22 protein-coding genes are annotated in these 23,678 nt (G+C 54.7%); 9 read left to right on the top strand and 13 right to left on the bottom strand.

Features of this window, described 5'->3' with window-relative positions; all coding sequences use genetic code 11:
• The first annotated feature begins 1 nt into the window (after position 1).
• Positions 2-1,117: a hypothetical protein gene (locus BGP77_RS10120; RefSeq protein ID WP_108164619.1), complete on the top strand. Its 1,116-nt coding sequence runs from the start codon at positions 2-4 to the stop codon at positions 1,115-1,117.
• Positions 1,118-1,169: 52 nt separating this feature from the next.
• Here BGP77_RS10120 and BGP77_RS10115 read toward each other — a convergent pair whose 3' ends face one another.
• Entirely contained in the window at positions 1,170-2,033 is an 864-nt protein-coding gene (locus BGP77_RS10115; protein WP_108165941.1) for an oxaloacetate decarboxylase, read from the bottom strand.
• A 280-nt stretch (positions 2,034-2,313) separates the two neighbouring features.
• Here BGP77_RS10115 and rimO point away from each other — a divergent pair, with 280 nt between their 5' ends.
• A complete protein-coding gene (rimO, locus tag BGP77_RS10110) occupies positions 2,314-3,645 on the top strand; it encodes a 30S ribosomal protein S12 methylthiotransferase RimO (protein ID WP_199224305.1) in 1,332 nt (443 codons plus the stop codon).
• Positions 3,646-3,738: 93 nt separating this feature from the next.
• Here rimO and BGP77_RS10105 read toward each other — a convergent pair whose 3' ends face one another.
• Both BGP77_RS10105 and BGP77_RS10100 read right to left on the bottom strand, forming a co-directional pair.
• Positions 3,739-3,945, bottom strand: a complete 207-nt coding sequence (locus BGP77_RS10105) for a cold-shock protein (protein ID WP_108125007.1) — start codon at positions 3,943-3,945, stop codon at positions 3,739-3,741.
• 227 nt (positions 3,946-4,172) lie between these two features.
• Positions 4,173-5,378: an NAD(P)/FAD-dependent oxidoreductase gene (locus BGP77_RS10100; RefSeq protein ID WP_108164617.1), complete on the bottom strand. Its 1,206-nt coding sequence runs from the start codon at positions 5,376-5,378 to the stop codon at positions 4,173-4,175.
• A 135-nt stretch (positions 5,379-5,513) separates the two neighbouring features.
• On the opposite strand from BGP77_RS10100, the gene BGP77_RS10095 reads away from it, so the two are divergent.
• A complete protein-coding gene (locus BGP77_RS10095; protein ID WP_108164616.1) occupies positions 5,514-6,404 on the top strand; it encodes a DMT family transporter in 891 nt (296 codons plus the stop codon).
• On the opposite strand, the gene arfB is transcribed toward BGP77_RS10095, so the two are convergent.
• From arfB to BGP77_RS10080, 3 genes are all read right to left on the bottom strand, one after another.
• The gene (gene arfB / locus BGP77_RS10090; RefSeq protein WP_108165940.1) at positions 6,401-6,814 is read right to left on the bottom strand and encodes an alternative ribosome rescue aminoacyl-tRNA hydrolase ArfB; all 414 of its coding nucleotides are present in this window, start codon (positions 6,812-6,814) and stop codon (positions 6,401-6,403) included. The genes BGP77_RS10095 and arfB overlap by 4 nt on opposite strands.
• Before the next feature lie 123 nt (positions 6,815-6,937).
• The gene (locus BGP77_RS10085) at positions 6,938-9,064 is read right to left on the bottom strand and encodes a TonB-dependent siderophore receptor (RefSeq protein ID WP_108164615.1); all 2,127 of its coding nucleotides are present in this window, start codon (positions 9,062-9,064) and stop codon (positions 6,938-6,940) included.
• Positions 9,065-9,192: 128 nt separating this feature from the next.
• A complete protein-coding gene (locus tag BGP77_RS10080; RefSeq protein WP_199224253.1) occupies positions 9,193-10,101 on the bottom strand; it encodes a helix-turn-helix domain-containing protein in 909 nt (302 codons plus the stop codon).
• 301 nt (positions 10,102-10,402) lie between these two features.
• On the opposite strand from BGP77_RS10080, the gene BGP77_RS10075 reads away from it, so the two are divergent.
• From BGP77_RS10075 to BGP77_RS10065, 3 genes are all read left to right on the top strand, one after another.
• Complete coding sequence (locus tag BGP77_RS10075; protein WP_108164614.1) at positions 10,403-10,831, top strand: hypothetical protein; 429 nt, start codon at positions 10,403-10,405, stop codon at positions 10,829-10,831.
• Between the two features lie 140 nt (positions 10,832-10,971).
• Entirely contained in the window at positions 10,972-12,171 is a 1,200-nt protein-coding gene (locus BGP77_RS10070; protein WP_108164613.1) for a multidrug effflux MFS transporter, read from the top strand.
• 79 nt (positions 12,172-12,250) lie between these two features.
• Positions 12,251-13,366 carry a PLP-dependent aminotransferase family protein gene (locus tag BGP77_RS10065; RefSeq protein WP_158269341.1) on the top strand — a complete coding sequence of 372 codons (1,116 nt, stop codon included), beginning with the start codon at positions 12,251-12,253 and terminating at the stop codon, positions 13,364-13,366.
• A 23-nt stretch (positions 13,367-13,389) separates the two neighbouring features.
• Here the strand turns inward: BGP77_RS10065 and BGP77_RS10060 are convergent, their stop codons facing one another.
• Positions 13,390-14,793 (bottom strand): aminotransferase class V-fold PLP-dependent enzyme, encoded by a 1,404-nt coding sequence (locus tag BGP77_RS10060; RefSeq protein ID WP_108164611.1) that lies wholly within the window; start codon positions 14,791-14,793, stop codon positions 13,390-13,392.
• Between the two features lie 129 nt (positions 14,794-14,922).
• Here BGP77_RS10060 and BGP77_RS10055 point away from each other — a divergent pair, with 129 nt between their 5' ends.
• Positions 14,923-15,375 carry an Lrp/AsnC family transcriptional regulator gene (locus BGP77_RS10055; RefSeq protein ID WP_108164610.1) on the top strand — a complete coding sequence of 151 codons (453 nt, stop codon included), beginning with the start codon at positions 14,923-14,925 and terminating at the stop codon, positions 15,373-15,375.
• Positions 15,376-15,395: 20 nt separating this feature from the next.
• Here the strand turns inward: BGP77_RS10055 and BGP77_RS10050 are convergent, their stop codons facing one another.
• Positions 15,396-15,959, bottom strand: coding sequence for a hypothetical protein (locus BGP77_RS10050; RefSeq protein ID WP_199224252.1), 564 nt, complete (start codon positions 15,957-15,959; stop codon positions 15,396-15,398).
• Between the two features lie 244 nt (positions 15,960-16,203).
• On the opposite strand from BGP77_RS10050, the gene BGP77_RS10045 reads away from it, so the two are divergent.
• Complete coding sequence (locus tag BGP77_RS10045; protein ID WP_108164609.1) at positions 16,204-18,291, top strand: methyl-accepting chemotaxis protein; 2,088 nt, start codon at positions 16,204-16,206, stop codon at positions 18,289-18,291.
• Here BGP77_RS10045 and BGP77_RS10040 read toward each other — a convergent pair.
• Both BGP77_RS10040 and BGP77_RS10035 read right to left on the bottom strand, forming a co-directional pair.
• Positions 18,288-18,908 carry a flavodoxin family protein gene (locus tag BGP77_RS10040; protein ID WP_108164608.1) on the bottom strand — a complete coding sequence of 207 codons (621 nt, stop codon included), beginning with the start codon at positions 18,906-18,908 and terminating at the stop codon, positions 18,288-18,290. The two genes, BGP77_RS10045 and BGP77_RS10040, sit on opposite strands and share 4 nt — an antisense overlap.
• A gap of 166 nt (positions 18,909-19,074) precedes the next feature.
• On the bottom strand, positions 19,075-19,656 hold the full coding sequence (locus BGP77_RS10035; RefSeq protein WP_108164607.1) for a superoxide dismutase: 582 nt from the start codon (positions 19,654-19,656) through the stop codon (positions 19,075-19,077).
• Between the two features lie 240 nt (positions 19,657-19,896).
• Between BGP77_RS10035 and BGP77_RS10030 the strand changes: the two genes are divergently transcribed.
• Positions 19,897-20,415, top strand: a complete 519-nt coding sequence (locus tag BGP77_RS10030; protein ID WP_108164606.1) for a hypothetical protein — start codon at positions 19,897-19,899, stop codon at positions 20,413-20,415.
• Between the two features lie 3 nt (positions 20,416-20,418).
• Here BGP77_RS10030 and BGP77_RS10025 read toward each other — a convergent pair whose 3' ends face one another.
• The 3 genes from BGP77_RS10025 to BGP77_RS10015 are packed head-to-tail and all read right to left on the bottom strand — an operon-like array spanning position 20,419 to position 23,224.
• The gene (locus tag BGP77_RS10025) at positions 20,419-21,015 is read right to left on the bottom strand and encodes a MarC family protein (RefSeq protein WP_108164605.1); all 597 of its coding nucleotides are present in this window, start codon (positions 21,013-21,015) and stop codon (positions 20,419-20,421) included.
• Complete coding sequence (gene tdh, locus BGP77_RS10020) at positions 21,012-22,040, bottom strand: L-threonine 3-dehydrogenase (protein ID WP_108164604.1); 1,029 nt, start codon at positions 22,038-22,040, stop codon at positions 21,012-21,014. The genes BGP77_RS10025 and tdh overlap by 4 nt, the downstream gene beginning before the upstream one ends.
• A complete protein-coding gene (locus tag BGP77_RS10015) occupies positions 22,037-23,224 on the bottom strand; it encodes a glycine C-acetyltransferase (protein WP_108164603.1) in 1,188 nt (395 codons plus the stop codon). The genes tdh and BGP77_RS10015 overlap by 4 nt, the downstream gene beginning before the upstream one ends.
• Between the last annotated feature and the right edge of the window lie 454 nt (positions 23,225-23,678).

Below are 23,678 nucleotides of genomic sequence, written 5' to 3'. Positions count from 1 at the left end.
CATGAACACCCTTCTCAATGCTCAACAACTGGCAGCGGCACTGTCATTGCGTGACCTCAGCGATCCTGACCAAGGCCCGCATGCCATCCAGCTACTGCTCGACGCCATCGCCGCGCATCTTACTCACACCTACCAGGCCCCGTTGCAACGGTTGCCCGCTTCGCCGCTGGTCGCGGTTAAACAAAACTATGATGCCCTGGGTTATCCGCCGGACGGTCCCGCACGTGAAAGTCGTTACAGTCGCTACTTATCATCCGACTGGATGCTGCGCACGCAAACGTCAGCACTGGTGCCGACCTGGTTGAAATCCTGGCCCGATAAAACACCGCGCCGGCTGATGCTGCTAACCCACGGTCTGGTGTATCGACGCGACAGTATCGACCGGCTGCATTGCGCCGAACCGCATCAGGCCGATATTTGGGTATTGCTACCCGCCAGCGACACCATCGACCTGCGCCGCGCCGTCACCGATGTATTGCAGACGGTATTACCCGAGCGCGCACTGAGCCTCTGTCATTCGCCTCATCCCTACACGCGTGACGGCATCCAACTGGATGCGTTGTCGGACAAAGGTGAACTGGTGGAAATCGGCGAGGCCGGCATTATCGACCCCGACTTATTGGCGCGCTGCGGCTGGAACCCGGACGAAGTCACTGGCATCGCCATCGGCCTGGGATTGGATCGCCTGTTAATGCTGCGCAAAGGCTTGCCGGACATCCGCTTGTTACGTAATGGTGACCCGAGAGTGATGCAGCAGATGCTGACGCTCGACCCCTGGAAGCCGGTGTCCTGGCAGCCGGCGATCGAGCGCGATCTGTCGATCGCTACCGACAACGCCATGGACGCCGAAACGCTGGGCGACGTAATTCGCCAGGCGTTACCCGAACAAGTCGATTGGCTTGAAGCCGTCAGGGTGCTTAGTGAAACGCCCGCGGCGCAGTTACCGGAACAGGCGATTGAACGGCTGGGATTAACAACAGGTCAGAAGAATGTACTGGTGCGTCTGACCATTCGCCACCCGACCCGCAGCGTCACTCAGGCCGAAGCCAATGCGCTGCGCAATCGGGTGTATCAGGCGATTCACCAGGGCAAGGTGATGGCCTGGGCCGAAGACTGAGCCCAGCGCCTTTAGCTTTATAGGAGAGTGGTAAGCGTTGTGAGGTGAGTGGTTACTCGCTCACCTTCATAAAGTCGCGCGCCCACTGGCGGTTTTCTTCCAGCGTGGAGTAACGCACCGACAGTTCCGAAGCGTCCAGCGTGCCTTCGGCAATGCCGCGTTGTTCGCGCAGGCAATCGTAGGTGGCTTTGATGGCGGCGAAATAGGCCGCGTGGCCGTTAACGACAACGCGCACCCCGTTACGCGCCAGACGTTCACGGTCACGCAATTCCGGGTTGTCGTAGGCGACCAGCATCAGCGGAATCGACACATGCTGGGCGATCTCTTCCAGATGTTCGAAGTCTTTAATGCCAACCATACAGATGCCATCAGCGCCCGCTTCCTGGTAGGCCTTGACCCGTTCGATGGTCGCTTCAACGCTCAACTGACCGGCGTTGGTCCGGGCGAAGATGCTCATCGCCGGATCGATGCGCGCATCCAGTGCGGCTTCAATTTTGCCGACGCCTTCATCCAGCGGAATCAAATCGGTGGATTTACGGCCGTACTTGGCCGGCAACAAGGTGTCTTCAATGGTCAAGGCCGCCACACCGGCACGCTCCAGTTCGGTAATGGTGCGAATCACATTCAAGGCGTTGCCATAACCGTGATCGGCGTCAGCGATGATCGGCAGCCGAGCGACGCGGCCAATACGCGTGGCTTGTTCGACAAACTCGCTGAGCGTAATCAACGCAAAATCCGGTGCCGCCAACACCTGCAAGGACGCCACCGACCCACCGAGAATGCCGATTTCAAACCCCAGGTCCGCCGCAATACGGGCCGACATCGGGTCAAAGGTAGAAGCGGTATAAAAGCACTGATCACTGTTTAACAAAGCGCGGAAATCGTTGCGCAGATCGTGCTGGGATGGGGTGGCCATGCTGTACTCCTGAAACGGCAGATGCATCGAAAGGAAAAGAAACGCGCATTATAGGCGCTCATGACCGAATCCGTCAGTCACGAACACAGCGTTTTTACTGACGCTGGGCAATAACTGCCGTGCCTGAGCGTTAAGGAGACCCAGCGCGAGTGATTCAGGACGCCTTACATTACGGCCCTTGCAGCGCCACGCCGGGCGGCTACAATGGCGCTCCTTTTTTGACCACCAAGCCGAGGCCCCCATGTCCGTTCAAAACCACGATCCCCGCGAAGGCCAGCCGATGGACGGCAAGCCCGGCGGTGCGCACGGCAAAGTCGGTTTTGTCAGCCTGGGCTGCCCCAAGAACACCGTCGATTCCGAGCGCATCCTCACTCAGCTGCGCGCTGAGGGTTACGACATTGTGCCGTCTTACAACGACGCCGATGTGGTCATCGTCAACACCTGCGGCTTTATCGACTCAGCGGTGCAGGAATCGCTCGACACCATCGGCGAAGCACTGGCTGAAAACGGCAAGGTGCTGGTGACTGGCTGTTTGGGTGCCAAAGAAGACGACATTCGCGAAGTGCACCCCAATGTGCTGTCGGTCACCGGCCCGCACGCTTATGAGCAGGTGGTCAACCAGGTGCACGAAGTGGCACCGCCGAAGCACGACCCCTTTATCTCGCTGGTGCCGGATACCGGCGTTAAGCTCACGCCCAAGCACTACGCCTATCTGAAAATTTCCGAAGGCTGCAACCACAGCTGCAGCTTCTGCATCATTCCGTCGTTTCGCGGCAAATTGGCCAGCCGTCCGGTCGGCCAGGTGCTGAGCGAAGCCGAACGTCTGGTGAAAAACGGCACCAAGGAATTGCTGGTGATCTCTCAAGACACCAGCGCCTACGGTGTCGATCTGAAATACCGCACCGACTTCTGGAACGGCAAGCCGGTCAAAACGCGGATGAAGGAACTGTGCCAGGAACTCGGCCAGCTCGACGCCTGGGTACGCATGCACTACGTCTACCCTTACCCGCACGTCGACGACATCATCCCGCTGATGGCCGAAAACCGCATTCTGCCGTATCTGGATATTCCCTTTCAGCACGCCAGCCCATCGGTTTTAAAGGCTATGAAGCGACCGGCGCATTCGGAAAAAGTGCTCGAGCGCATTCACAAATGGCGCGAGATCTGCCCGGACATCACGCTGCGCTCCACCTTTATTGTCGGCTTTCCCGGCGAGACCGAAGCCGATTTCCAGATGCTGCTCGACTTTATGGAAGAAGCACAACTCGACCGCGTCGGGGCCTTCCAGTATTCCAATGTCGACGGCGCGGCCTCAAAAGAATTGCCGGACCAAATCGATGAAGCCGTGAAACAGGCACGCTTTGATCGTTTTATGGCTGTTCAGCAACGCATCAGCGCCGCTAAATTGCAGGCCAAAGTCGGTAAGCAGGTCGAGGTGATCATTGATGAAGTGGTCGACGAAGGCGCGGTCGGTCGCACCAAGGCGGATGCACCGGATATCGACGGTCAGGTGTTTTTGGACGGTCAGACCCATTTAAAACCGGGCGATATTCTGACCGCCGAAGTGGAAGAAGCCGACGAATACGACCTTTGGGCCCATCCGGTCGCCTAAGCCGTCCGTCTTTTCTGCAGACAACAAAAAAGCCGCTCAATGAGCGGCTTTCTTTTGTGCTGAACTCTCGGCTAAGCGAGATTCATCGGCTATTTAGATAGCAACGATGTTTTCAGCCTGAGGACCTTTCTGGCCCTGAGTGATGGTGAACTCAACTTTTTGGCCTTCAGCCAGGGTTTTGAAGCCTGAACCTTGGATGGCGCTGAAGTGAGCGAAAACGTCTGGGCCGTTTTCTTGCTCGATGAAGCCGAAGCCTTTAGTTTCGTTGAACCATTTAACGGTGCCGGTAACGGTAGCCATTGTTAGTCTTCCTGTCATATCAGAATTCATAAATGTCTGCGAGCAGACGGTTGTGCTTTAAGCGGTGCGATCACTCATGAAATCAAGACGAGGTACTAACTACTGGTAAGGACATCGAAATGGTTTGCATTTTACAAGGTCGTACTTTCAAGCGAGGCTGACTATAGGACCCCTGATTGTCCCGGTCAACGCTTATTTGTAAATTAACGCGCTTCTTTTGACCAAGCTTACACCACTTGACCCGCACACCAGCCGCTAGCCCAGGCCCACTGGAAGTTGTAGCCGCCCAGCCAACCGGACACATCCAACACCTCGCCAATAAAATACAGACCCGAACATTGTTTGGATTCGAAGGTTTTTGACGAAACAGCTTCGGTACTGACCCCGCCCAGAGTCACTTCGGCGGTGCGATATCCTTCCGTGCCCGCCGGTATTTTTTGCCATTGGGTGAAGGCCTCAATCACCGCATCGAGCGACGCTCGATCCAGATCCATCACCCGCCGGTCCGCCAATTTGGCCAGGCGCTTATCCGCCGCCAGCCAACTCTGTACGAAACGCGCCGGCAGCAATCGGCCGAGCAGCGTCTTCAACTCTGCCTTGGCGCCTTCATCACGCCATTGCTGCAACTGTTCGGCCAGATCAACACCCGGTAAAAAGTCGATGGTGATGGTGTCGCCTTCACGCCAATAACTGGAAATTTGCAGAATCGCCGGGCCACTCAAACCGCGATGGGTAAACAACAATGCATCGGTAAAGCTCTGCGAACCGCATTGAACGCTGACGGGCACCGACACACCGGATAAGTCACGGGCGACGGTTAACCAATGATCACTGAGCGTAAACGGCACCAGTGCTGCGCGGCGTTGCGTAACGGGCAGATCAAATTGCTGAGCAATGTCATAACCAAAACCGGTCGCACCCAACGTCGGAATCGACAATCCCCCCGTGGCAATGACCAGAGACTGGCAGCGCACCGCGCCTGCGCTGGTGGCTAACTGAAAGCGGTCGGCCCCGCCATCGTCTACCGCTTCAATCGCTTCGACGCTGCATTGCGTGCGGATATCTACACCGGCTTGTTCACACTCGGCGATTAAAATATCGAGCAGGTCTTTGGCTTTGTCATCGCAAAAAAACTGCCCCGGTGTTTTTTCGTGATACGCCAAGCCATATCGATCGACCAGTGCCAAAAAATCCCAGGGCGTGTAGCGACTCAACGCCGACTTACAGAAGTGCGGATTAGCCGATAAAAAATGCGCGGGGCTGGTATCGAGGTTGGTGAAATTACAGCGTCCGCCACCGGACATCAGAATTTTTTTACCCACCCGTTTGGCGTGTTCAATGACTCGCACCGAGCGACCACGGGCGCCCGCCGTTGCCGCGCACATCAAACCGGCGGCGCCACCGCCTATGATGACTGTGTCGACGTGTTGCATACCAAACCCCGTTGAATCAGGGCGCGCATGATAGCCGATTTACGCTCTGAATGTACGCTGCATCCCAGCGACTCTGGCGTTGTTTGACCCTAGAGCGCGTGCTTCAATGTCGGCTTGCTGTGTTGGAGATTCAAGATGTTATCCCTCACCGGGACAGGCCGTTGGCAAAACGCACTGACGGCATTGGCACCCTGGTTATTTCTGTTGTTGTGGTCCGCCGGTTTTCCCATCGCCAAGGTGGCCTTAGCCGACGCTTCTCCTTTGGTTGTCCTGTCGCTGCGTTATGCGTTCAGCCTGCTGATTCTCTTTGTGCTGTGGTTAATCATCCGCCCTCCCTTGCCGACCAGCGCCGCGGCCTGGCGTCATTTGGCAGTGGTCGGTTTTCTGGTGCAGGTGCTCTACTTCGGTTTGATTTACGTGTCGATGAGCCTGGGCATGTCGGCTGGCGTTTCCGCCTTGATCGTATCGCTGCAACCGCTGGTGATTGGTCTGGCGTCACCCTGGTTTCTCGGCGAACGCGTCAGTCGGTTTCAGTGGCTGGGATTGTTGTTGGGTTTTGGCGGCACAATTTTGGTGGTGTCAGCGCAGACCGGCACAACGTCGTTATCCTGGTTGGAACTGTTGTTGGCTGTCGGCTCGCTGCTCGGTATTTCCGGCGGCATGTTGTACGAACGCCGCTTTGGTACGGCCCAGCACATTGTCACGGCCAACCTGGTTCAGTACAGCGTCGGTTTGATTGTCTGCGCGCCGCTGCTGATGTTTGAAGACAGTCATCTCACCATCACCGCCTCATTCAGCTGGGCGTTGGCGTATCTGGTGATCGGTAATTCGTTGATCGCCGTGACGCTGTTACTCGCCCTGAGCCGGGTTGGTCGTTCCGCCAAGGTGGCGTCGCTGTTCTTTCTGGTACCGCCAGGCGCTGCCTTGCTGTCGTTTCTGATTCTGGGTGAGCGCATTGCCCTGCTGGCCTGGCCGGGCATGTTAGTGGCGATAGCCGGCGTCGCTCTGGCCAGCTGTAAAGGCTAGAGATCGACCTTGCCGCGCAGGGCTTTAGTGCGACCGGCTTTGGTTTTGCGATCCATGCGTTTGTTCTGCGACGAACGTGACGGCTTGGTCGGTCGGCGTTTTTTCACGCTGTAACCGGCTTCCTGAATCAACGCCTGCAAGCGCGCCAGTGCATCGGCGCGGTTTTGTTCCTGAGTTCGGTACTGCTGCGCTTTGATCACCACTACGCCTTCCTTGGTGATGCGCTGATCATTACGCCGCAACAGGCGCTCTTTATAAAATGGCGGCAAGCTGGAGCGCTGAATATCGAAACGCAAATGAATGGCGGACGACACCTTATTCACGTTTTGCCCGCCGGCGCCTTGCGATCGGATAGCCTGCAGTTCAATTTCCCAATCGCCCAGAGTGACGGTGTTGGATATCTGTAACATGGTGATATCGGCCAATGGCCGGGGTGAGATTTCGGCGTTATCTAAGCATTGGCGGGCGTGGAGGTAAAGACCACAAAAAAACCGGGCCATTGCTGGCCCGGTTCTGGTCACCAAAATCAACGATCAGTATGTATAAGAGACACTGGCTTCGACAGTGCGTTCGGCTCCGAACCAGCAGTTGTCGTCATCAAAACAGGTTGCATACCGTTCATCCAGCAGGTTATTTACCGACAAGCCCAACTCAGCACCATTGAGTCGCTCGTTCAGACTGCCAAGATCATAGCCAAGGCTCATATCCATCAGCGTTGTAGACGGAACAGTATCGGTGTTCTGTTCGTTCAATTGGCTCTCACCGATGTACCGCAAGCCCATACCGACCGTGAGACCGTCTAGAGCACCGTTATAGAAACCATAATCCGCCCAGACAGACAGCAATTGTTCAGGCACCCAAACCGGAGTTTTGCCTTCCAGGTCAGTTTCATCTTCGGTGATTTCAACGTTCTGATAAGTATAGTTCAGTGAGACCAGCAACGATTGTAGCGGCTGAACACTGGCATCAATTTCAATACCTTGTGAACGGACTTCTCCAACCTGAATTTTATCGTAGGCGCCACCATCCGGATCTGCCGCTGGTACATTTTTTTTGTCGATACGGTAAAACGATACATTGGCCATAGTACGACGGTCTGCTGATTCATATTTCACACCAGCTTCCCATTGCTCACCCGTGGATGGCTCAAACTTATTACCATCTGTATCGGTACCTGCTTCCGGCTGGAAACTGTCCGCATAACTGATGAAGGGTGACACGCCATTAAAGTTATAAAGCGCGCCAATACGTTTGGAAAAATTGGTCTCGTGTTGAGTTGTTGTTGTGTCGTTAAGGTTATTCTCGATTTCACTTTCGAAATCATCGTAACGCAGACCACCAATAACAATGAGATCCCCCCACTCCAATTGATCCTGAATATAAATACCCAGTTGGCGCTTACTTAAGTTCTGATCGGTATAGCGGGTAAAGGTCAATGCATCAGGGTCGATTTGATCGTGATCTGGATCATACAGATCAATAGTGGGGGCGACAGCATCGTCATAGATAATACTGGCATCCGCAGAAATCAGGTCGAGACCAAACAACAGGTTATGGTCGACTGCCCCGGTCTGCACCAGACCGGTAAATTGATTATCGAGTGTAATCGCCTGGGTTTCTTCATCCGTTGAATAAGCTTGACGGCTTAGCGTGCGATCATCTGCGGCCAAACCAGTGCTATAGGTATTCTCCTGATAACCAGTGCCATCGGTGAAACGGAAGTTATGCAGGAAAGTCCAGTTATTGTTGAAATCGTGGTTGATTTTGAAACCCGCCATCGTGGTTTCACGTTCGTATTTTTCCCAGTTCACATCGCCCGCGTAGGCATCCACTGGCAAGTCGCCGTTCGGGTTGTCGAGGATCACACCCTTGGCAGGAAGGGTACTGTAGATACCCATTTCGGGATCATTCTGGTAATAAAAATTCAAGTTGATCAGCGTGTCGTCACTAACCTGCCAATCCATCGACGGTGCGACCAGCATACGCTCCAGACGTGATGTTTCTGCCTGTCCATCCTGTCCTCGAGCCAGGCCAACAAAGCTATATGACAACGCTGAATCGCCGATCTGCCCTTGGCTTTCCACTTTGCCTTCGAGCAAGTTTCGGCTGCCGGTTGCCAATTCAACCTGGTGTTCGGAATCAGTCGATGGCTGCTTACCGATCATGTTGACCATGCCACCTGGAGGCATAGCACCATAGAGCGTTGAGGTTGGCCCCTTGAATACTTCAATTTGACCAACTGCAGCCAGATCGACTTGCGCCTGATAGTTCCAACCGTCGATGTAAATCAGCGGCAGCCCATCGTAATAGTTGTAGAGGTTTTCGAAGCCACGGATGTTGTATAGCTCGAGTCGATTCACCGACCCACCACGCAGTTCAGTATTCACACCCGAAGCATAACGCAATGCACTGGCGACCGAGTCAGCATCACGCATTTCAAGCGCTTCACGGTCTAGAACAGTAATACCCTGTGGCGTGTCTTGGGGATCAAGAACGGTCTTGGTGGCTGTATTTCGATAGGTTTCGCCAAACACCACTACCTCATCAAGAGTATCGGTGTCGTCACTTTCGGGTTGATTGGTTTCTTCGGCCAAAGCCAGGGGCGTTATGGCCATGGCCACAATCAAGGGTAATAGTCGAAAAGGAGCTTGGGCTTGCATCAGTCGAGTCCTGTAAATAATGGGAATCAAAGACAAATAAAAACAATTCCCATTTTATAGGATGGCCAGGCTTTAAAACTTAACCAGATGGTGCAAGTAACGTGAGGATTAAGCTCTGAACTCGTTCTTCACACATTCGTCGGGTCTGGTTCAATAGGCACCCAATATTCCATGGCAGTGTGATCACCACTCAAGGTGTTTACCTGCGGATAGACTTCAAGATCGACACCATAGAGAGCCCGATACCCCGAGCCCGGCAACCAATGGCGAAGAAACCATTCCAGCGTTTTATCCAAGGCGTGGATAGGCCCCTGAAATGGAATCGCTGCATATTGTTGCGCTGGAACGCTCAGCTTTTCGAAACCGGACGGTAATTCGGAATGCCCTCGGTACTCTGCTGCAGCCCAATAAGGAAAACTCTTACCCTGATCCTCAGAGCGGCTGACTTCAAGCACACCAAGCAAGGGACCGGCGCATTCATTAAGTGGCATGGCAGCGAGAAACTCCCGCCATAACGCCGGTACTATCGAGGAAAAATTCGGCTGTGAGGAGAACAATCCCTGGATGATTTTACTGACGCCGACCAGCTCCATAGCCGGACGACTTTCGACACGAACCTGCAATAAGCGGGGCGTTAACTCAGCCGGCGGCAGTGGTGTGTTACCGATTCGAATGGGGGTTTTCAAACCACTGCGCACGCCTTTGCGACGATAATCTCCTGGCGTGCACCCAAACACCTGTTTAAAGGCTCTGTTGAAACTGATTTCTGAATCAAAGCCACAATCCAGAGCGATATCAAGCTGACGAGCCTTGGTACTCAACAACGCTTCCGCTGCCCGACTGAGGCGTAGCTCGCGAACATATTGAGCCACTGACAATCCCGTTTGTGCACCAAATACCCGTTGAAATTGCCAACGCGACCACCCGGCCTGACTGGCCAGAAAGTCCACTTTCAACGGCCCACCCAAGTGTTGGTGAATGTAGGTCAGCACAGCATCAAGGCGATTCTGCGCTGCACGAGCGTTGGCACCAAACATACATTACTCAGCGTCATGTGAATCGAAAATCATACCCAAGCACGCCATTTATGACAATCATTCTCATTTAAGATTTATCAGACCACGCCCTGACGGATTGCCGATTCGCTCACAACGCAACATAAACACACAGTACCCAGCGTTCCCCGGTCTACACTTCAACTTCAGGCCTCAATCAGTCTTCGGGGCTATCTTCATCAGAGATCGCGTGGTAGTTGTAGTCCCCAGGACGAACGCATTGATTGCTGAATGTCTGCCGTTCTGGAGCCACTGAATTCATGTTGTATCAGAGGAGCCAAGCATGTTCGACCACCGCACTTGGCAACGTTTTCGACACTTTTCCAGTCTTTTCGCATTGTTGTGGCTGGCATTAGGCGCTCTGGCGCTGACCACCGCCGAACTGGTCGATACCGCTCATGCCGCCACCGAAGCCTGGCACATGCTGGTCCGCCCAAGCGCCCTGATTATTGGCGCTGCCGGCATTGCACTGGGTCTGTGGGGTGCACGTCTGGTGTTGCTCACCCGCACTGGCGGCTGCCTGCTGATGCTGGCCGGTTTGCTGTTGTTGTTGATGCCGGTCCAGATCGCCGCCCTGTTCTTCGTTTTCTCTGCCACCAGCGGACTGACCGCTGCCATCCTGGCGCTGTGCATCAGTTTGGAATGGCCAGGTCTGGCCAGTTGGTTATCGACGCTGGTGACTGTGCGCTGGGGCCACTCCCGACCATCCTGACGGCTGGACACTGGGTTCCAGTCGACTGGCGGTCGATGTGACTTTCCACATCGGCTCACCGTCCCTTCTTTGCTAAACTATGCCGCCTGACTTTCCGGTGGGCCACTCCCGGCTCGCCGCCGCAATCACAGTGGTTCTTCATGAAAACAACGTTCCAGTTTGCCGTCCTGATGGCGGCCACCATGGCGATGGGTCCTTTCGCCATCGACGTCTACCTGCCTGCTTTTCCGGTTATCGCGGCTGACCTGGGTGTCGCTGAGTCGCAAGTGGCTTTAACGCTCAGTCTGTTTATTTTCGGCCTGGCCTTTGGTCAGATCATCGGCGGTCCGTTGTCAGATCGTTATGGCCGCGCGCCCGTGCTGTTAACCGGCCTGGCTATTTATGCCATCACCGCCTTGATGGTCGCTGCCAGCAACAACCTGACCTGGATGATTACCTGGCGCGTCATCATGGCATTCGGCTCCGGCTGGATCATGGTCAGCGTGCCGGCACTGGTGCGTGATAACGCTCATGGCAAAGAAGCCGCTCGGCTGTTTTCTCTGGTGGCACTGATCATGTTTATCGCCCCGGCTCTGGCACCAACGCTCGGTTCGTTGCTGCTGTGGGTCGGCGACTGGTCGCTGATCTTCTGGTTCATTGCGGGCTATTGCCTCTTAGTGGCCAGCCTGCTGTGGTTCAAATTATTGCGCCACCTGCCCAAACGCGAAGCCAAGCAAGAACCCGTTGGCAAGCTACTGACCAATTACCTTGAGGTGTTAATGCACCCCATTGCCTGGCGCCACATCGTAATTCAGGCGTTAGGTTTCAGCGTGTTAATGCTGTTCGTCACTCACGCTTCCTTTATGTATCAAGGCTGGTTCGGCCTCAACAACGCTCAGTTTTCGGCGGCCTTTGCCACCGGCGTTGGCCTGATGGGTGTTATGGGCATCATCAACCGTCGACTGCTGTTGACCTACACACCCGTTCAGTTGCTGAAAATTGCCGTCAGCCTGCAGCTGGTTGCGTTGATTTTGATGAACATCTTTCTGGCGTTTAACAGCAGCAGTTTGTGGTCGTTCCTGCCCATGATGGTCCTGGTCGGTGGCACCGTTGGCGCCATTGCACCGAACAACCAGGCGGCTTACCTGGAGTATTTCAGCCAGCTCAGTGGCACCGCCAGTGCGCTGATTGGCGCTTTGCAATTTGTGATTTCCGGTACGGTGACAACGTTATCGACGTTATTGGTCGACGGTTCGATCACTCGCATCACCCTGGCAATGCTGCTGATCTGTGTCCCGACTTGCCTGGCGACTTTGAGCTTGCCGCGCGCTCAACCTTTACCTCAGACACCCGCCAACTGAGTGATCAATGGCAACGGCGGGTTTGAAGCCCGCCGCGCTTTTGCCCAGACTGGCAACACCCGTGTTCGCTGGAGAAGCAATGAGTGTTCTGCCGATTACCCAATTGATTGCCCCGACCGATCGACTGGATCTGGGCATCGGTCAACCCGACCCTGCCTTTTTGAGTGCGGTACTCTTTGAGCCGCTGCAAGCTGACGCTTTGTCGCTGGCTTATGGCGCCCCGGCGGGCGATGGTCGATTTCGCACGGCGCTGGGTGGGTGGCTGACAGAACACTATCCGGTGTCAGTGGCCCCGGAACACCTGCTGATCACCAACGGCTCAACCAACGCTCTGGATCGCATCTGCGCCAGCTTTGCCCGCCCGGGCGATACCGTGCTGGTCGACGATCCGACCTACTTTATTGCGCGCACCTTGCTGGCCGATCACGAACTGACGCTGATACCCATTCCACGTGATGCAGAAGGACCCGATCCCCTCGCACTAAGCGCCTTGATCGATCAACACAAGCCGGCCTTTTGTTACTGCATTCCGACGTTTCAGAATCCCTGCGGCTATACCTTATCCAGCGCCAGACGCCAGCAACTGGTGGACGTTGCCCGTCAGTCCAACTGCCTGTTGGTCGCCGACGAGGTCTATCAGTTGTTGCACTTCGATACCCCGCCACCACCGCCTTTGGCGAGTTTCGATGAACAGGCGCCGGTCATCTCCATCGGCAGTTTTTCCAAAATACTGGCGCCAGGTCTGAGACTGGGCTGGATTCAAACCAACCCGGAATTGCTGGATAAACTGACGCAATCGGCCGTGTTTAACAGTGGCGGTGGACTCAATCCATTCACCTCAGCACTGGTACAACCGCTGCTTGAGGATGGTCGTTTAAATACCCACTTGATGCAGTTGCGTCAGCAATTGAAAGACCGCTGCCAGGCGTTGGTAGCGGCGCTGCATGAACACCTGGGCGACGCGATCAGCTTCACAGCACCACAGGGCGGATACTTTATCTGGGTCACTTTAAACTCACCCATCGACAGCGAAACGTTACTGCCCGATGCCATTGCCGCCGGCGCGGGTTTTCTACCCGGCGCCCGCTTTTCAGCTCAAGCGGATAACCGCTCAGCGTTGCGACTGTGTTTTGCTTTTTACGATGAAGAGCGACTGGTGGAAGCAGTGCGACGACTGGCCAGCGTTATTCGCTAATCGCCGTTAAAACCGGGCTTCCGTTAAAACCATGGTGCCCAGAGTCGATCCAACTCGGCAACGGCAGGCCCTGCATTTTGCTGCGGATTGCCGGCCAGCTCGGCCAATGCCGCCAATACCCGGTCCAAATCGGCCGTGCTGTTCATGGGATGAAAACTCAACCGCACCCAGCCCGGCCGGGCATCCATATCACCCTGCTCCAGTCGCTCGCTGAATGCGCGGCTGGCTTGCCGATCAATGCCCAGCAGATGATGCCCATAGGTGCCTGCGCAGCTGCACCCGCCACGTGCTTCAATGCCATAGTCGTGACTGAGACGACGCACCGCCTGCGAATAATGCACGCCTTCAATCACTACTGAGAACACCGACAAGCGCTGACGGTGCTGATTCGCCAATAACCGAACTCCCGGAATATCGTCCAACCCAGCCAAAAAATAATCGTTTAAATAGACTTCACGTTCGGCCATGGCGGCAACACCCATCTCAGCTTTTAACTGCATCGCCAGCCCGGCTTTCAAGCCCTGCAAAATACCCGGCGTGCCCCCGCTTTCGCGCCGTTCGATATCGCTGATAAAACGATGCTCACCCCAAGGGTTCGTCCACACCACCGTACCACCTCCGGCCACATCGGGAATGCGATTGGCGTATAGCGCGCGATTGAATACCAACACGCCGCTGGAACCGGGCCCACCCAAAAACTTATGCGGTGAGAAAAATACAGCATCCAGAGGTTCGTCATCGGCGGGGTGCATGTCGATGGCGACATAAGGCGCTGCACAGGCAAAATCGACCCAGCAAAATCCACCCTGTTGGTGCATCAGTCGGGCAATCTGCCGGTAGGGTGCGGCAATACCTGTGACATTGCTGGCGGCCGTCACCGAGGCATAGCGTGGGCGTGATGTCGGCAATGCGGCTAAATCGTCCGCCAGCCAGTCAAGGTCGACGTCGCCTTCGGTCGTGGGCGGAATAATCCGCACCTCTGCCAGACTTTCCAACCAGAGTGTCTGGTTGGAATGGTGTTCCATGTGGGTCACGTAGATGACTGGCTGCTGATCTTGCGGCAGTGCCAATGCCGCGCGATGGCGCTCATGAACCCACAATCCAAGCAGCCGACTGAGCTTGGCTGCGGCACCGGTCATACCATCGCCGCAGAACAAGACGATGTCGTCATTACTGGCTCCGACCCCCCGGCGAATCTGCTCTCGGGCCTGTTCCAGCGCCGCCGTCATGCTGCGACCGCTGAGGCTGGCCTCACTGTGCGTGTTCGCCATCCACGGGGCCGCGACATCAAGCAACCGTTCTTCCAGCGGGCGATACAGCCGGCCGCTGGCTGTCCAGTCGGCATAGAGACGCTGGTTGGGTAAGTTGATCGTATTGTCGCGCAGCGTTTGCCAGCGATCGGAGGAGGCATTAACAGCAAGGCACATGGTCGGTTCCGTTGAAAGCGTTGGCGAACCAGTATGGCGCCCCGGCGCCCAATAGAGTTGCCAACATTTTCAGCGAACCGCCGATAATTAGAGTATATTTTTCAAATTATCGTAATTATTAGGTTTTTTATGCCCGACAGTACCGACCTGGCCATACTGCGATTGCTGCAACAAGACGCCACGCTCTCCGTTCAGGCCATTGCCGAGCGCATCCACCTGACCACCAGTCCGTGCTGGCGACGCATACAGGCACTGGAAGCCGGCGGTTATATCCGCCGCCGAGTGGCGCTGCTCAATCGTCAACCACTGGCATTGGGCGTGGATGTTTTTGTGTTTATTCGCACCAATGAACACAACGATGCCTGGCTGGACGATTTCACCGACACCGTAATCGAGCTGCCGGAAATCGTCGAAGCCTATCGAATGAGTGGGGAGGTGGATTATCTGTTGCGTGTCGTTGTCGGCGATATTTCTGACTATGACCGTTTTTATAAACGCCTGGTCAGTCGCATCAAGCTGGCCGATGTCAGTTCCAGTTTTGCCATGGAGCAGCTCAAATACACGACCGAGCTGCCCATCTAATCGTTAGCGGCCATGCAACATTATTCAGTATGACCCCGGGTCAGCGCCAGAAAACCACCCAGCGACAACAGCAAAACACCTGAACCAAAAAGGATGGCCACCGGGTAATACAAATTACCGGCCAAATCGAGTTGGCTGTATTTAATGATCATAATCAGCGCTTCCAATACCAGAGCAATACAAACGGTGCCGACAAACCGGGTAATGGTGCGGCGAATATTGGTATAAACATTTTCGCTGCTGTCTTCACTGCTGTATTCCTTGCTGATGCCAGCGCCCAACTCAAACATCGCCAGGGCAATAACCAGCGTATTAATGGCGTGAATAACGGTCGAGATCATCTCCCCGGTATCGAATATATCCGCGAACAGATTAAACAAACTCGACAACGCCATAATGAGCGCAAGCGCAAAAAAGATATTAGAAAACAATCCGGCCATCAGGCGTTTATACAACCGCATCCCGCTTTCACGTCGCCGATGATTCATGCGCTGGCGCGTGCTGTCCGGTGTCAGGGATTCCGATTGTTGCGGTGAGGCGTTGGGCAAGTGAGAGGTATTGCTCGAGTTCATAACTTCGGTCATCGGGTTAGGTCCATATGAGTGCGTCCCCGATTCTAGTGAGCCCACTGCGCATCGCCATCAAGGTTCTGTAAAGGACCCTTTGGGTTTATAAAAGCGTGAACCTGAACACAGCGACCGTGCAGTCATTGCAGGTGTCGTTTCTGTCCCCTCTGCGCCTTGCGTTATCACCAGTCCTTCTATACTGAAATTCAGCATCAGCCTGCTGGCTGTTTCACGATGGAGCCTGCCCGATAGGGATTAACGTATGTTTGATAACCTCAAAACTCGTACTCGTTTGAACATTGGCTTTGGTATTTTAATCGCTGGACTCATCTTGATCGTTGCACTGAGTACTTTAATTATCTGGCGTTTTAACGACCAAGTCAGCCGTATTTCCAATGAGCATGCCCCGGCACAAGGGTTCTTATTGAACGCCGACCGAGACCTGCAACAAGCGCTGGTCGCTGAACGCAGCATGCTGGTACTTGAACCCGGCAGCGAAGCTTTCGAACACCAGCGCCAAGCTCATGCTGAAAATATTCAACAGGCGCATGACCGGGTTTTGCGCTATGCCTCGCTGGTCAGAACGGATATTTCCAATCAGTTGGTCGAACAATACCTGGCGTTGGAAGCCGAATGGCAATCCAGTTCCAATGCGTTGGTCGACGCTTTGGAATCAGCCTCATCGCCACTGGCTCGATCCCGTTTAAGTGCGCGAAGCCTTGATGAAGTCGATGCTCAGTTCAATACCATGCGCGACGTTATTGATGAAGTGGGCAATGAATTAACGATCTTGCTGCAACACGAAACCGCCAATGCCCAATCCAGTTATTACCTGTCACTGGCCATCATGCTCACACTCAGCCTGATCATGGTGCTCTGTGCGCTATTCCTGTCAGTGCGTATCAGTCGCAGCATCTTGTCTGAACTGGGTGGCGAGCCAAAAACCGCAGCTCATATTTCACGGCAAATTGCCGAGGGTAATCTCGACATTCCCATCGATGTAAAAGACGGTGACGACTCCAGCATCCTGGCCGCCCTTCAGGTCGTACGCAGTTGCATTAATGAATTAATTGCCGAAATGAATCGCATGTCCAAGGCCCACGCTGAAGGCGAAATTGATGTGGTCATTGATGCCAAAAAATTCGGTGGCGCTTACCGCACCATGGCGGAAAGTCTGAATCAGATGGTGCAAGGCCACATCATTGATCAGCGCACCGCGCTCAACTGCATCGAAGCCTTCGGGGCTGGGAAAATGGATACACCCTTAGCCCCGTTCCCGGGCCAAAAAGTGTTCATCAATACCACCATTGAAAAAGTTCGCAGCAACATCAAAGCCTTGATTGAAGACACCAATAAACTGGTGGATGCCGCCGTTGAAGGTGAGCTCAACATCCGTGCTGACGAGGCTGTCCACCAGGGCGACTTCCGCAAAATCGTCGCCGGTTTGAACAGTGTGATGAATGCCTTTGCCGAGCCCATCGATGAAATCACCGTGATGATGCAGGCATTGGAAAAAGGCGACCTGACTCAGACATTGCAAAGCAATTCCTACCGAGGCCGGATCAAAGATCTGCAAACCTCCATTAACGCCACCCTGGCGCAATTAAACACAACCATTCAGGAAGTTTTACTGTCGGCCGCCAAACTGGGCACTGCGGCATCGAGCCTGAATGGCACGTCACGCCGTTTAAGTCAGTCAACGTTAGATCAGGCAGCGAATGTCGAAGAAACAACTGCGTCCATTGAAGAGATGTCAGCGTCCATCGACAAGAATGCGAAGAACGCTCAGACCACCGAATCCATTGCTCAACAGTTAACCGTGGAGGCGGAGAAAGGCAGCGAAGCCGTGGAACGAACCATTGCCGCGATGAAAAAGATTGCCGAGAAAATCGGCATCATCGATAACATTGCTTACCAGACAAATTTGTTGGCATTAAACGCCACCGTCGAAGCCACCAAAGCCGGGAATCATGGCCGCGGGTTTGCCGTGGTTGCTGCCGAAGTCCGGCGACTGGCCGAGCAAAGCCAAGGGGCATCACAGGAGATTGGTCAGGCCGCAAAACACAGTGTCGAGCTTTCAGAAACCGCCGGGCAATTGTTCTCAGACATCGTACCGACGATTCAGAAAACCTTTGAACTGGTGCGCGAAGTGTCGGTGGCTTCCGGTGAGCAATCGAGCGCCACCCGGCAAATCAACTCCGCCATGGAACAGATGAGTTCGATCACTCAATCCAACGCCGATTCGGCTGAAAATCTGACCAGTTCGGCCGATGAATTAAGCGAGCAAGCCGAGCATTTACGCGCTGTCATGGCCTTCTTCCGCACACAACAGGCGCTACCGGCGAGTTAAGAGATCGCCGCGGCCGTAGGCTCATGATCCGCAGGCGCTGCATTTTTTTGCAGCGGTTGCAGTCGCTGAGCCACGGTCGCTAAACGCTGGCCCAGATAATAGGCCGTTGCCAAATCATCTCGATGCAAACGGCCTTGATCGGACTGAGCCACCACACCTTGCTGAGAACCCAGGCGATTCAAACCGGCCGGGTTGTACTGACTGGCCATATCCAGATTCACCCATACCAACCCCAGCTGACTGGCCAGAATATTGAAATAACCCAAGGTGGCTGACTGATCACCGTTTTCACTGCCCCCCACGGTAAACCCTGCCGCCGCTTTTCCCGACCAAAGCTGTTCGGTGTAGCGCGGCCCCGAGGTTGCGTCAGCAAAGGCCTTAAATTGCGCCGCAGGACCACCCATGTAGGTCGGCGAGCCAAAGGCGATGGCATCAACCTGATCCAATTGCTCTAACAACGCCGGGTTCTGATAACGCCCCTCAATGATGTGACGACCTTCAATGGGCAATCGTACTGCTTCGCTATCAGCCACAGCATTCACGCCGTCGGCTAACGCCATTGCCAGTTGCTGCAACGTTTTTCCAGGCGAAAAATAGACAATACCAACGCGAGTCATTGGGAGTGGTCCTTTCGTTGATGAGGGGCTTGAGAGGCTGGGAGACACTTGCTTGCTTCAGGAACAGCGAGACGCTTGGGTGCTACGCCCCCCCCCCCGGAACGGGAGACGCTGAAGCCAGTCTGTCGTGCCTAACTGGCGTCCAGCGTCCAGCAAAACTTCGTCGTTACTTGGCGAAGTTTTCGTTCGCAAATTCCCAGTTCACCAGCTTCCAGAAAGCCGCCAGGTAATCCGGGCGAGAGTTGCGGTAGTCGATGTAGTAGGCGTGTTCCCAAACGTCGACCGTCAGCAGCGCAGTTTGACCGCTGGTCATTGGGGTTGCGGCGTCGTCGGTGTTGACGATTTCAACAGAGCCGTCGGAGTTTTTCACCAGCCAGGTCCAGCCTGAACCGAAGTTGCCGGCGGCTTTTTCGTCGAATTCTTTCTGGAAGGCGTCGAAGGAACCCCATTTGCCGTTGATGGCATCCGCAACCGCGCCCGTTGGAGCGCCACCGCCGTTCGGGCTCAGGCAGTGCCAGTAGAAGGTGTGGTTCCAGATTTGAGCGGCGTTGTTAAACATGCCACCAGAAGCTGACTTGATGATGTCTTCGAGGCTTTTGCCTTCGAATTCGGTGCCCGGCACCATGCCGTTCAGCTTGGTGACGTAGGTGTTGTGGTGTTTGCCGTGGTGGTATTCCAGTGTTTCCTGGGAAATGTGCGGTTCCAGGTCGTTCTTGGCATAAGGCAGTTCGGGAAGCGTAAAGCTCATTATGATTTCCTCTGTCGTTCTAGGGTTTGGCTGACGGGCCTTATGATACTCCGCCAATCAATTAAATAAATATTTTAGTTTATTTAATAAGGCTATCCCAGCCTAACAATCAGGCTATGGCAACCGGGTTAGTCGGGTTTGGCAAAGTGTGTAAGAATCCAGATCCAGGCGCAGTCATGCTCTGTTCAGCTTGGCAATGCCAAGGTAGGCGCGATTCCGATAACCCTGGAGTATGGACCGATGTACAAACAACTCGGATGGCTGTTGATGTTGGTGGTGGTCACCAGTCAGGCGGCGGCCAAAGACGATTATTTGTGGGGCAGTTATGGCGGTCATCAGGGCTACTTTGATGCGCCCTACTTTGGTATTGGCTTTATGGCCAACAGCTGGGGAGCGGAACTCGGTGTTGTAGGGCACTCCGAGTATCGCGGGGATATCATTTATGAACCGCCGGCTACCTCCCAAAACACCTTAATTGAGAGCGATATCCAAACCGGCTGGCCGTTTTATATTTCCGTCTTGAAAGGCTATGCCCCTAACGACCGCATTGCCATCTACGCCTCCTTAGGGGTATTGGTGTGGAATAACTGCGATGTGGTGGAAAGCAATGCGTCCCACAAACGCTACTGTTCCGGTCAAACCGCCGACGCCGAACTGATTCCCGGCGCCGGTGTCCTCTATAACTTCGGTTCTCTGACGGCGGGTTTTGGTTATCAGCATGGCATCGGTCCTTTGCTGTCGATCGGTACCGATCTATAACCGTTAGAACAAACCGTTAATCCCATTGGCGACAAACTGAATCGCTAACGCCGCCAGGATCACGCCCAACAAACGCTGAATGATGTCGTCGCCGGTTTTACCGACCAGGCGGCGGATCTGCGTCGCCATCAAAGCGCCCGCCATGGTCACCGCCAACACCAGCATGGCCGCTGCGATCACAACACCCTGGCCGCTCAAACCTTCAGCATCTGCCATCAGCAGCACCGTCAACGTCAATGTGCCCGGCCCGGACATTAAGGGAATGGCCAGCGGATAGACGCTGATATCGCCCAAAGGGCGTTCGGTTGGTTTGTCCGGCACCGGGGCTGAGGTGATCATGCGAAAGGCGGTGTTGAACAGCAAAATCCCCCCGGCCACACGCAGCGCATCCATGCTGATGCCCAGCGTCGTAAGCAGTGCTTCACCGGCCCAGGCAAACAACAAAATGATACTGGCGGCAATGGCGGTTGCTTTGGTCAGCGTTTTCAAGCGCGATGCAAACGGCCGACCCACGGTCAGCGAATAGAAGATCAGTGCCGTACCGATGGGGTCGATAACAACAAAGTAACTCGCCAGGGCATTAAGAAAAGCCGTGCTCATGCCGTCCAGTCCAACAACACCTTGCCCGAGTGACCGGAGCGCATGGTTTCAAAGCCGGCTTCAAAATCATCGACTTTAAAACGATGGGTAATCATCGGTGACAGATCCAGACCGGATTGAATCAGGCTCGCCATCTTGTACCAGGTTTCAAACATTTCCCGGCCATAGATGCCCTTCACTTCCAAGCCTTTAAAAATGATCTTGCTCCAGTCGATGGCCATGTCATCCGGCGGAATACCGAGCATGGCAATTTTGCCACCGTGGTTCATCGCATCGAGCATGGACCGAAACGCCGACGGCACGCCGGACATCTCCAGACCGACGTCAAACCCTTCGGTCATATGCAGACTGTTGACCACATCGGTCAGCGATTCCTGAGCCACATTGACCACCCGACTGGCGCCCATTTTTTTCGCCAGATCGAGACGGTAATCGTTCACATCAGTCACCACCACATGGCGCGCACCGGCGTGTTTGGCGACCGCGGCCGCCATCATCCCGATGGGTCCGGCGCCGGTGATCAGCACATCTTCTCCGACCAGATTAAAACTTAAGGCGGTGTGCACGGCATTGCCGAACGGATCGAAAATGGCGGCCATTTCGTCACTGACTTCATCGGGCAACTTGAACGCATTGAACGCCGGAATCACCAGATATTCAGCAAAAGCACCGGCGCGGTTAACACCCACACCCTGGGTATTGCGACACAGATGCCGACGACCGGCCCGGCAGTTACGGCAATAACCGCAGGTGATATGGCCTTCGCCACTGACGCGATCACCAACAGCAAAACCGGTCACTTCCTGACCCATGCCAACCACTTCACCGACGTATTCATGACCGGTCACCAGACCGAGCGGCACTGTCTGTTGCGACCAGCGGTCCCAGTTATAGATGTGCACATCGGTTCCGCAGATGGCGGTCTGACGAATCTTGATCAGCAGGTCGTTATGACCGACATCCGGTTCGGCAACATCGGTCATCCAGATACCGGTTTCGGGTTTCAGTTTGGCCAACGCCTTCATGCAATGATCTCCAGTTCACGGCCGACTTCAATAAAGGCCAATACCGCCTGTTCGAGTTGTTCACGGTTGAGGCCCGCGCTCATTTGGGTACGAATACGCGCCTGACCTTGTGGCACCACAGGGTAGCTGAAACCAACAACATAGATGCCGCGTTCAAGCAGTAATTCAGCCATCCGGCCCGCTAAGGCCGCATCGCCGACCATAACCGGAATAATCGGATGATCACCGCCACTGAGTGTAAAACCGGCCTGGCTGAGACAGTCGCGGAAGTAGGTCGTGTTGTCCCACAGCTGCTGACGCAAAGCATTACCCTCGGCAATCAAATCCAGTGCCTGCAAGCTGGCCGCGGCAATACTCGGGGCCAGCGAATTGGAGAACAAATAAGGCCGTGAGCGCTGACGCAACCAGTCGACGATCGGTTTAGCGGCGCTGGTGTACCCGCCGCTGGCGCCACCCAGCGCTTTGCCCAACGTTCCGGTAATGATGTCGACGCGATCCATCACGCCGTGGTATTCGGGGGTACCACGACCGCCTTCGCCCATAAAACCCACCGCATGACTGTCATCAACCATCACCAGCGCATCGTATTTTTCCGCCAGATCGCAAATGGCCGGCAAATTGGCGATCACGCCGTCCATCGAAAACACACCATCGGTCACGATCAGCCGATAGCGCGCGTCCTGACTTTGCTGCAGGCACCGTTCTAACTCCGCCATATCGTTATTGGCGTAACGATACCGCTGCGCCTTACACAGCCGGACACCATCGATGATTGACGCGTGGTTGAGGGCGTCGGAAATGATGGCATCGTCGCCATCAAGCAGCGTTTCAAACAAACCGGTATTGGCATCGAAGCAGCTCGAATACAGGATGGTGTCTTCCATGCCCAGAAAATCGCTGATGCGTGCTTCCAGGTCTTTATGAACTTGCAGCGTGCCGCAGATGAACCGGACCGAGGCAGCGCCATAGCCATAGTCATCGAGCCCTGTTTTGGCCGCGTCAATTAAACGCTTGTCATCCGCCAGCCCGAGATAATTATTGGCGCAAAGATTGATTACCGAGCCCTGGCTCAAGCCGACAGACGCAGACTGTGGCGATTGAATAATGCGCTCAGATTTGTACAAGCCCTGCTCACGCAGAGACTGCAATTGCGCTGGTAGTGCGGTTAATAACGAACGGGACATTCCACTCTCCTCGGAAAACAAACCCAAAGGGTACGGTCTTGGCTGGGAGCCAAGGCTTGGGTCGCTGCGTTCTAAAAACAAGACATCATCCCAGTTAACAACCGATTTTAGCGTAACGGCAGCACTACAGCTGGCGGGTTATCCGGCTGTATTGCGCTTATAGCGCTACCAATACCTTGCAATGCCATTTTGATACACCACATTGTGTAAAACGGTGATCGCCGGTTTGCTGAAGACCCTGCTTGGGCCTCTTCATCAAACTCTACCACTGTTAGACTCGCCTAAAAGTTTGAATTGGCTCACAAAACTAGATTCAATAGCGTGTCATGTTACTGATTAATGGAAAAGGATAGCGGCCCATCAGGCCACTACCGTCGAGCCCATGCAGGGAACTCTTTAAAGGCCGACGCACCAAGGTAAGGCTCAATTGCAGTTTACAGGGATGCCAGTCAGA

The sequence above is a fragment of the Saccharospirillum sp. MSK14-1 genome (assembly GCF_003054965.1).
GTDB lineage: Bacteria > Pseudomonadota > Gammaproteobacteria > Pseudomonadales > Natronospirillaceae > Saccharospirillum.
Note: the sequence above shows the minus strand (reverse complement) of the source record. Positions and strands in the feature narration are given on the sequence as shown.